Below are 10,178 nucleotides of genomic sequence, written 5' to 3'. Positions count from 1 at the left end.
TCTCGAGAAGGCGCGTACGTGCATGGAACGCATCGCTGCGATGCCGGATCGTGTGCGGTCGTATTTCAGCCATGAGTACGTTCGCTACGCTCAGTAATTTAGCTATTTGATTGCCGGGTTAATAATGACTCCATCAATGGCGTAACCCGGCTCACGAAGATCGGTGGCGGTGCTTTTTCGCTGGACAGCATCGATCTCGATAGCTTGAATGGAGCGGCCAGGACCAGCGTTACCTTCATGGCGGATTTGTTGGGGGGCGGTACCGCTACTGCCACCTTCGTCACCGATCTGGTCTTCTCGAGACTGCAGACATTCGCTTTTGACAACGCGTTCGACAACGTGACCGCGGTTCGCTGGACGCAGACAGCGCCCTACCATTCCTTCGACAACATCGTCGTCAACGCTGTCAACAATGTCCCTGAGCCCGCCTCGGCCGCCTTGCTGTGCCTTGGCTTGGCCGGTGTGGGATTTGCACGCCGCCGTCAGGCGGCTTGATCGGCGAGTACACCATAAAGCACAAGGCGGCCTCCCGGCCGCCTTGTGCTTTCAACGACCCGTTGAGTCTTTACTTCTTGCGTGCCGGCGGAACGTCGGTGCAGCTGCCGTGGGCCACTTCGGCGGCCATGCCAACGGTTTCGCCCAGGGTCGGGTGGGGGTGGATGGTCTTGCCGATATCCACGGCATCGGCGCCCATCTCGATGGCCAGGCACACTTCGCCGATCATGTCGCCGGCCGACGGGCCGACGATGGTGCCGCCGATCACCCGGTGCGTTTCGGCGTCGAAGATCAGCTTGGTGAAGCCGTAGTCGGCGCCGTTGGCGATGGCGCGGCCGCTGGCTGCCCAGGGGAACTTGGCGGTTTCCACCTTCTTGCCTTCGGCCTTGGCCTGGGCTTCGGTGTAGCCGACCCATGCCACTTCCGGATGGGTGTAGGCCACGCCCGGGATCACGGTGGCATCGAAGGCGGCCTTGTGCCCGGCGGCGACTTCGGCGGCCACGTGGGCTTCATGCACGGCCTTGTGGGCAAGCATCGGCTGGCCGACCACGTCGCCGATGGCGAAGATGTTGGGCACGTTGGTGCGCATCTGGGCATCGACGGGGATGAAGCCGCGCTCGGTCACGATCACGCCCGCCTTCTCGGCGCCGATCTTCTTGCCGTTCGGGGCACGCCCCGCCGACTGCAGGATCATGTCGTACCTGACCGGCTCCGGCGACACGCCTTCGCCTTCGAAGGTGACGTAGAGGCCGTCTTCCCGGGCATCCACGCCGACCGTCTTGGTCTTCAGCATGATCTTGTCGAAGCGGTGGGTGTTCTGCTTCTCCCACACCTTCACGGCGTCCCGGTCGGGGCCCTGCATCAGGCCGTCCATCATCTCCACCACATCGACGCGGGCGCCGAGGGAGGAATAAACGGTGGCCATTTCGAGGCCGATGATGCCGCCGCCGATGACCAGCAGCTTGCCGGGCACGAAGCGCAGTTCGAGTGCGCCGGTGGAATCGACAATGCGCGGATCGCGGGGGATGAAGGGCAGATGCACCGCCGCCGAGCCGGCCGCGATGATGGCCTGCCTGAACTTCACCACCTTTTTCGCGCCGGTCTTGTCCTGGCTGGTGCCGGTGGTTTCTTCGACTTCGATGTGGTTCGGGTCGAGGAAGTGACCGTAGCCACGGATGATGTCCACCTTGCGGCCCTTGGCCATGCCGGCCAGACCACCGGTAAGCTTGCCGACGACCTTTTCCTTGTGGGTGCGCAGCACGTCCACATCCACCGTGGGCTTGGCGAAGCTGACGCCGGCGGCGCCCATGTGCTCCGCTTCGTCCATCACCGCGGCCACGTGCAGAAGGGCCTTGGAGGGGATGCAGCCCACGTTCAGGCACACGCCGCCGAGGGTGGCGTAGCGCTCGATGATGGCGGTCTTGAGACCCAGGTCGGCGGCGCGGAAGGCCGCGGAGTAACCGCCGGGGCCGGCGCCGAGCACGACCAGGTCGTACTCCACGTCGGCCGAACCGCCGTGGCTGGCAGCGGCTGGAGCCGCCACCGGTGCCGCGGCAGGCGCTGCAGCCGGTGCTGCCGCCGCAGCCGGAGCGGGGCTGGCACCGGCGCCGTCGGCTTCGACGACGATCAGCACCTTGCCTTCGCCGACCCGGTCGCCCAGGGCCACCTTGACCTCCTTGATCACGCCGGCTGCGGAGGAGGGCACATCCATGGTGGCCTTGTCGGACTCGAGGGTGGCGATGGCGTCGTCCACCTTGATGGTGTCACCGACCTTTACGAACAGCTCGATCACCGGCACGTCGGCGAAATCGCCGATGTCGGGTACTTTGACTTCCACTAATTGACTCATCTTGATCACCTCTTTGGGCGTAGTGTGAAAAGCGCGGGGGAGGTGAGGTTTTTACGCCTCACCCCTCACCCCTCACTCCTCACCGATTTCAGAGCATGACCCGACGGAAGTCGGCCAGCAGTTGGGCGAGGTACACGTTGAAGCGGGTCGCCAGGGCGCCGTCGATCACGCGGTGGTCGGCGGTGAGCGACATGGGCAGGGTCAGGCGCGGCACAAACTGCTTGCCGTCCCAAACCGGCTTCATTACCGACTTGTTGACCCCCAGGATGGCCACTTCGGGTGCATTGACGATGGGCGCGAAGTAGGTGCCGCCGATGCCGCCGAGGCTGGAGATGGTGAAGCAGGCACCGGACATGTCGGCCGGCTTGAGCTTGCCGTCACGGGCCAGCTTGGCCAGGTTGCCCGATTCTGCGGCGATCTCGAACACGCTCTTCTTGTCGGCATCCTTGATGACCGGGACGACCAGGCCATTGGGGGTGTCGGCGGCGAAGGCGATGTTGAAGTACTTCTTGTAGACCAGGTTGTCGCCGTCGAGACTGGTGTTGAACTCGGGGAACTCCTGCAGGGCGCGCACCGAGGCCTTGATGATGAAGGCGAGCATGGTGAGTTTCTTGCCGGACTTCTCGAACTCCTTGTTCATCTGGACGCGGAAGGCCTCCAGGTCGGTGATGTCGGCGTCCTCGTGGTAGGTGACGGCCGGGATCATCGCCCAGTTGCGGGCCAGGTTCTGGCCGGAGATCTTCTTGATGCGCGACAGGGGCTTGACGTCGATCTCGCCGAACTTGGCGAAATCCACCTTCGGCCAGGGCAGCAGGTCCAGCCCACCCCCCAGGCTGCCCACGGCCGCGGCGGCCACGGTCTTGCCCGGAACGACGCCGGTGCTCATGGCGCCCTTGACGAAGGCGGAGACGTCTTCCTTCAGGATGCGGTTCTTGGGGCCGGTGGCCTTGACCTGGGCCAGATCGACGCCCAGATCTCGGGCGAACGCGCGCACCGACGGGCTGGCGTGCACCTTGCCGCCCAGGGTGACGGCAGACGGCGCGGCGGCAGCCGCCGGGGCGGCAGCGGCCGGAGCGGCTGCCGGTGCTGCAGCGGGGGCCGCGGCAGCCGGAGCAGGCGCCGCTGCGCTGGCGGCCGGCGCGGGGGCGGCAGCAGCGCCGGCACCCGTTTCAACCTTGATCAGCACGGAACCTTCGGAGACCTTGTCGCCCAGCTTGACCAGCACTTCCTTCACCACGCCGGTGGCGGAGGAGGGGACGTCCATGGTGGCCTTGTCGGACTCGAGGGTGGCGATGGCGTCTTCCGCCTTGATGCTGTCGCCGACCTTCACGAACAGCTCGATCACCGGGACGGAGTCGAAATCGCCGATGTCCGGCACCTTCACTTCAACCACGCCACCACCGGCGGCGGGGGCGGCACCAGCCGGAGCGGCGGCCGGAGCCGGCGCGGCAGCTGCGGGTGCCGGAGCCGCCGCAGCCGGGGCGGGCGCCGCAGCGGCAGCGCCGGCGGCCTCGACGCGGATCAGCACGGTGCCTTCGGCAACCTTGTCGCCCAGGCTGATCAGCACTTCCTTGACCACGCCGGCGGCCGACGAGGGCACGTCCATGGTGGCCTTGTCGGATTCCAGGGTGGCGATGGCGTCGTCCACCTTGATGGTGTCACCGACCTTGACGAACAGTTCGATCACCGGCACCTGGTCGAAATCGCCGATGTCCGGAACCTTTACTTCGATGAGTTGGCTCATGTTTGCGCTCCTCGCGATCAGACGGACATGGGGTTGGGCTTGTTCGGGTCAAGCTTGTACTTGACCAGGGCGGCGGCAACCTTGTCGCGTTCGATCCTGCCTTCGTCGGCCAGCGCCTTGAGGGCGGCCAGGGTGACCCAGTGGCGATCCACTTCAAAGAAGTGGCGCAGCTTTTCACGGGTGTCGGAGCGGCCGAAACCGTCGGTGCCCAGGGTGACGTAGGTGTTCTTGACGTAGGGACGGATCTGCTCGGAGAACAGACGGATGTAGTCGGTGGCGGCGATGACCGGGCCGACGGCGCCGTCGAGCTTTTGCTCCACGTGGCTCTTCTTCGGGGCTTCGAGCGGGTGCAGCAGGTTCCAGCGGTAGGTGTCCTGGCCGTCGCGGGCCAGCTCGTTGAAGCTGGGGCAGCCCCAGATGTCGGCTTCCACACCCCAGTCGTTCTTGAGCAGGTCGGCAGCAGCGATGACTTCATTGAAGATCGTGCCGGAGCCCAGCAGCTGGACGCGCACGTCTCCGGCGCCGCCCTTACGGAAGGCATACATTCCCTTGATGATGTCGGCCTCGGCACCCGCGGGCATTTCCGGGTGCTCGTAGTTCTCGTTCATCACCGTCAGGTAGTAATAGACGTCTTCCTGCTCAGCAAACATGCGGCGCATGCCGTCCTGCACCACCACAGCCACTTCGTACTGGAAGGTCGGGTCGTAGCTGATGCAGTTGGGGATCATGTTGGCCATCAGCTGGCTGTGGCCGTCCTCGTGCTGCAGGCCTTCGCCGTTCAGGGTGGTGCGGCCGGCGGTACCGCCGATCAGGAAGCCCCGGGTGCGCTGGTCGGCAGCCGCCCAGCACAGGTCCATGGTGCGCTGCAGGCCGAACATGGAATAGAAGATGTAGAAGGGCACCATCTGCACGCCGTGCACGCTGTAGGCGGTGCCGGCGGCGATCCAGTCGGCCATGGCGCCGGCTTCGTTGATGCCTTCCTGGAGCACCTGGCCGGTCTCGCTCTCCTTGTAGAACATGAGCTGGTCATGGTCTTCGGGAACGTACTTCTGGCCTTGCTGGTTCCAGATGCCGTACTGGCGGAACATCCCTTCCATGCCGAAGGTGCGCGATTCGTCGGGCACGATGGGGACGATGTTCTTGCCGATCTGCTTGTCCTTGAGCAGGGTGTTCATGATGCGCACGATGGCCATCGTGGTGGACAGCTCGCGGCCTTCGCCGGAGGCCTTGAGCAGGGCGCCGAAGGCGTCGAGGCCCGGCACGGCCAGGGGCTCGGCCTTGCGGCGGCGCTGGGGCAGGAAGCCGCCCAGGTCCACCCGGCGCTGCATCATGTACTTGTATTCGGGGGAGTCTTCGGGGAAGCGCAGGTAAGGCAGCTCGGCCAGCTTGTCGTCGGGCACCGGGATGCCGAAGCGGTCGCGGAAGCGGCGGATCGAGTCGATGTCCAGCTTTTTCTGCTGGTGGGAGATGTTCATGGCCTCGCCGGACTGGCCCATGCCGAAGCCCTTGATGGTCTTGGCGAGGATCAGGGTCGGGGCGCCCTTGTGGTTAACCGCGGCGTTGTAGGCGGTGAAGATCTTGAAGATATCGTGGCCGCCGCGGTTGAGGTTCCACACCTCGTCGTCGGTCCAGTCGGCCACCAGCTCACGCAGCTCGGGGGTGTTGAAGAAGTTCTCGCGGACGTAGGCGCCGTTCTTGGCCTTGAAGGTCTGATACTCGCCGTCGCACAGCTCCATCATGCGCTTCTTGAGGATGCCCTTCTTGTCGCGGTTGAACAGGGCGTCCCAGTGGGTGCCCCAGATCAGCTTGATGACGTTCCAGCCGGCGCCGCGGAACTCGGCTTCGAGTTCCTGGATGATCTTGCCGTTGCCACGCACCGGGCCGTCCAGGCGCTGCAGGTTGCAGTTGATCACGAAGATCAGGTTGTCCAGCCTTTCACGGCCGGCCATGCCGATGGCGCCCAGGGACTCGACCTCGTCGGTCTCGCCGTCGCCGAGGAAGGCCCACACCTTGCGCTGCTCGGCCTTGGCGGCGTCGATCAGGCCGCGGCTGGCGAGGTATTTCATGAAGCGCGCGGAGTAAATGGCGCACAGGGGGCCGAGGCCCATGGACACGGTGGGGAACTGCCAGAAGTCCGGCATCAGCCAGGGGTGCGGGTAGGACGAGATGCCCTGGCCTTCGGATTCTTGCCGGAAGCTGTCCATCTGCTCGTCGGTGAGGCGGCCGAGCATGTAGGCGCGGGAATACACGCCGGGCACGGAGTGGCCCTGGAAGTAGATCAGATCGCCGCCGGTGTCATGGTCGATGCTCTTCCAGAAATGGGAAAAGCCCACGTCGTAGAGGGCTGCAGCAGAGGCGAAGGAGGCGATGTGGCCGCCCACGTTGGTGTGCTTGTTGGCCCGCACGACCATGGCCATGGCGTTCCAGCGAATGTAGGAGTGGAGCTTGATCTCCATGTCCGGATCGCCCGGGTACTTGGGCTGCTGGTCGGCAGGGATCGTGTTGATGTACTGGGTGTTGGCGGAGTAGGGGATGTCGATCCCTTCCTCGCGGCCTGCCTCGATCAGCTTCTCGATCAGGAAATGGGCCCGTTCGGCGCCCTCCTGTTCGACCACGCCTGCCAGCGCGTCCAGCCATTCCTTGGTTTCCTGGGCGTCCATGTCGGCCCGGTCGTTATGCGTATTCGCTGCCATGGTCTTGTCTCCTCATGACTTGCGGGTTGTGGATAGCTGACGTGGGTAACGGCAGCAGGGCTTAAAAACAAACCTGTGGAGCCGGATTGCAGCTCTTGTATTTCGCAATATAAAACCAAATATCGCATCGTGCAATAGATAATGCCCGGCGGCAGCATGGATTTCCGTGCTGCCGTGATGCAGGACGAAGGCCCTCTGGCCGGGCCCGAACTCCGGAGGGCCAAACGTGTTGATGTCTTGGTGTTGCAGGGTGGGGCGGGGGGCTGCTGGTGAAGCCTGATGCGACAGGGTTGCAAGAAAAAGCCAGGGATGAGGGAGGGGGGAAATCCCCTGCCTGGCGCGGAAAAAGGCATTCCGCTGACAGGGTCATCTGGACTGGGCGTCACGCCTGCGGTCTGCGTCGTAAGCGAAGACCACCTGTCTGTTACGGATCTCTCCGATGACTGTGGCCTTGGGCGAGTCGATCGCCTCGTGGTCGGTCCTGGAGAAGGGGCGGTCGTAGAGCATCACGATGCCTTCCACCCGTTCCTTGAGGGATTCCAGGGCTTCCCGCAGGCGCGGCCCGTCGGTGCTGCGGGCCTGGCGGATGGCGCTGGCCAGGAGCAGCATGGAGTCATAGCCCTGGGCCGCAGCAGGGGGCACCGGAATCCTTTCGACACCGAAACGTTTTCGGTAACTTTCCAGGAAGGCCTTGCGGCGGGGGGTGTTGCCTTCCTGAATGAAGGTCTGGGGCATGCGCGCGCCTTCGGCGTTGGGGCCTGCGTTGTCGATGAAGTTGGACATGGCCATCGCCCAACTGCCCACCATCGGGACTTTCCAGCCGATCCGCACCATCCCGTTGGCAATCTGGGCCAGTTCAGGGCCGAGGCCGTAGGTCAGGATGGCCTCAGCGCCGGCTGCCCGGGCACGGGCCAGCTGGGGCGTCATGTCCACGTCACGGATGTTGAAGCGTTCCACTGCCACGGGCCGGATGTTGTGCTGTTCCATCGCCCGCTCCAGGTCTTCCCGTCCCAGCTGGCCGTAGTTGGTGCTGTCGTGGAAGATGGCCAGCTTGCGCAGGCGCTGCCGGAGGACGACTTCCTCGACGATCATGGCGGCCTGGATGGAGTCGGGGGCTGACACCCGGAAGATGTAGTTGTCCGGGTACTGGGGGGGCAGGAACTGCTTGGTGATGATCGAGCCGGTCGCAACGGAGGTGATCATCGGGACATGGGCCTGCTGATAAAAGCGCTGGCTGGCCAGGGCAACCCCGGTGTTGACGATGCCCAGGCCGGCGATCACCTTTTCCTGGGAGATCATTTCCTGTGCGACCTGGGCGCCCCGCTCCGGGCGGGCCTCGTCGTCCCGTTCGATGAGCTTGAGGGGACGGCCGAGAATGCCTCCGGCATCATTGATTTCCTGTACGGCGAGCCGGATCCCGTCGCGCATGGCGATGCCCATGGGGTTCGATCCTCCGGTGAAAGGGCCGGACACCCCGATCTTGATGGGCTCGATGGCCCCCGCATGGCCAGCCGTCGTTGCCAGCAGGGTCCACAGGGCGATGGAAAGGAAGGGCTGCAAGGATGTCTCCACGGGGACGGGCCACTCATGGTCGGCCCTTGTTCTGTGCATCGCTATCCTGCCATCCTATCCGCCCGGGGCAAAGGCTTTAATGGAGGGCCGCTCCAATCGGCCGCGGGCTGGCCATAAGGGTATGTCCCGATGCCCGGGGGGCGCATCCACCATCAGGATGCAGGGCAAATGCCGAACAAGAGCCTTCCTCCCCGCAAGCCCGTCCGGGCCAACTGGTACTGGACAGCCCCGTACGTTGCCGTGCTGCTGTTTGCGCTGGTGATGCTGATCCTGGTCTGGACGCTCCAGCGCCAGGAAGTTGAAACCCAGCGCAATGGACTTGCCCGGGATGTCCAGTGGGCGGAGCAGACCATGCGCCAGCACATGCAGGGGACCGAAGAGTTCCTGGGCCAGCTGGCTCGGGAACTGGCGTCCGATGGGCTGGATGCGGACGCCTTTCAGGTACGTGCCAACCAGCACATTGCCAACAATTCCGAGCTTGTAAACGTGGTGTGGGTGGCTTCTGATCAGCGCGTCCGATGGACTGCTCCTTTTGATACCACCGACTGGCTGGTCGGCGATGCCCTGTCCCGGGACCAGATGGTGGTGCTGGGACGGGCTCGGGAGCTGGGACGCATGGTCTATGGCGATCCTTACGTGAATGCCCGCAACATGGCTGTCCTGGAGGCCTATGTGCCGGTGCAGCGGGGGCGTGAGTCCCTGGGGGCGGTGGTGGCGGTGTATTCCATCGAGCGGATGGTGAGTTATCTGGTGCCGAGCTGGTTTGGCGAGAAGTACCGCCTGTCATTTACCGGGGCGCGAGGGGATATACTGGGCGCCAACTCGGCGATGCGGCCCCTCGACGAGAACCTGGCGTTCTCCCTGCCCCTGGATCCTCCCGGCAACGGCCTGACCCTGCGGGCAACGGCCTACAGGACAGAAGGGGATCTGCCCCCGGGTTTCCCGATTGTGGTCATCGTTGGTCTGTCCGTTTTCGTGCTGTGGAGCTTGTGGCTGCTGCGGGCCCACATGCTGCGCCGGGTGAGGGTGGAGAAGGAGCGGGACCGGCTTTTCAACCTGTCCCTGGACATGCTCGCGATCCTCAGCCTCGATGGTGTGTTCCGGCGCTGCAACCCGGCTTTCGAACGCATTCTCGGCCATTCGCCCGAGGGTCTGCCGGGTCGGCCGATGATCGACTACATTCACGCGGAGGATGTGGCGGAGACCATCCAGCATTTGCGCAGCCTGGCTTCCGGGACCCCGGGAGCCTTCGAGAATCGCTGCCGTTGTGCCGACGGTCGTTTCAAGTGGCTGGCCTGGAGCGTGAATTCGGTTCCGGATGAGCGTCTGATGTACGCAGTGGCCCACGACATCACCGGCAGGAAGGCCGCCGAGGAGGCCCTGCGGGGTGAGTACGCCTTCCGGAAGGCGATGGAAGAGTCCCTGATCACCGGTCTTCGGGCCATCGATATGGCCGGCAGGATCATCTATGTGAACCCGGCCTTCTGCCGGATGACCGGCTGGTCCCCGGAGGATCTGGTGGGCGCCCGGGCGCCATTCCCCTACTGGCCCAAGGACAACTACGACGAGCTGCGTCGAAACCTGGAAATGACCCTGGCCGGCAATGCGCCGGCTACCGGGTTCGAGATGCGCATCTGCCGCAAGGATGGCCAGCGCCTGGATGCCCGTTTCTACCTGTCGCCCCTGATTGATGGGGAAGGACGGCAGACCGGCTGGATGGCTTCCATTACCGACATCACCGAGCCCAAGAGGGTGCGCGCCGAGCTTGAAGCGACCCACGAGCGTTTTGTGGCGGTTCTGGATGGACTGGATGCGGCTGTGTATG

At 64.4% G+C, this 10,178-nt stretch carries 6 protein-coding genes; 2 read left to right on the top strand and 4 right to left on the bottom strand.

Features of this window, described 5'->3' with window-relative positions; genetic code table 11:
* The first annotated feature begins 237 nt into the window (after positions 1-237).
* The gene (locus PHD22_RS15070; RefSeq protein ID WP_299868646.1) at positions 238-495 is read left to right on the top strand and encodes a PEP-CTERM sorting domain-containing protein; all 258 of its coding nucleotides are present in this window, start codon (positions 238-240) and stop codon (positions 493-495) included.
* A gap of 70 nt (positions 496-565) precedes the next feature.
* Here the strand turns inward: PHD22_RS15070 and lpdA are convergent, their stop codons facing one another.
* The 4 genes from lpdA to PHD22_RS15050 all read right to left on the bottom strand — a co-directional run bounded on the left by lpdA (position 566) and on the right by PHD22_RS15050 (position 8,341).
* Positions 566-2,344 (bottom strand): dihydrolipoyl dehydrogenase, encoded by a 1,779-nt coding sequence (gene lpdA, locus PHD22_RS15065; RefSeq protein WP_299868643.1) that lies wholly within the window; start codon positions 2,342-2,344, stop codon positions 566-568.
* A gap of 88 nt (positions 2,345-2,432) precedes the next feature.
* A complete protein-coding gene (aceF, locus tag PHD22_RS15060; RefSeq protein ID WP_299868640.1) occupies positions 2,433-4,088 on the bottom strand; it encodes a dihydrolipoyllysine-residue acetyltransferase in 1,656 nt (551 codons plus the stop codon).
* Positions 4,089-4,105: 17 nt separating this feature from the next.
* The gene (gene aceE, locus PHD22_RS15055) at positions 4,106-6,781 is read right to left on the bottom strand and encodes a pyruvate dehydrogenase (acetyl-transferring), homodimeric type (RefSeq protein ID WP_299868637.1); all 2,676 of its coding nucleotides are present in this window, start codon (positions 6,779-6,781) and stop codon (positions 4,106-4,108) included.
* A 366-nt stretch (positions 6,782-7,147) separates the two neighbouring features.
* On the bottom strand, positions 7,148-8,341 hold the full coding sequence (locus PHD22_RS15050; protein ID WP_299868634.1) for an ABC transporter substrate-binding protein: 1,194 nt from the start codon (positions 8,339-8,341) through the stop codon (positions 7,148-7,150).
* A gap of 180 nt (positions 8,342-8,521) precedes the next feature.
* Here PHD22_RS15050 and PHD22_RS15045 point away from each other — a divergent pair.
* A partial coding sequence (locus PHD22_RS15045) for a PAS domain S-box protein (protein WP_299868630.1) occupies positions 8,522-10,178 on the top strand: 1,657 nt, incomplete at its 3' end.

It is taken from the genome of Zoogloea sp. (genome assembly GCF_028693495.1).
Classification (GTDB): Bacteria; Pseudomonadota; Gammaproteobacteria; order Burkholderiales; family Rhodocyclaceae; genus Zoogloea.
This window is presented reverse-complemented; position numbering and strand designations above follow the sequence as displayed.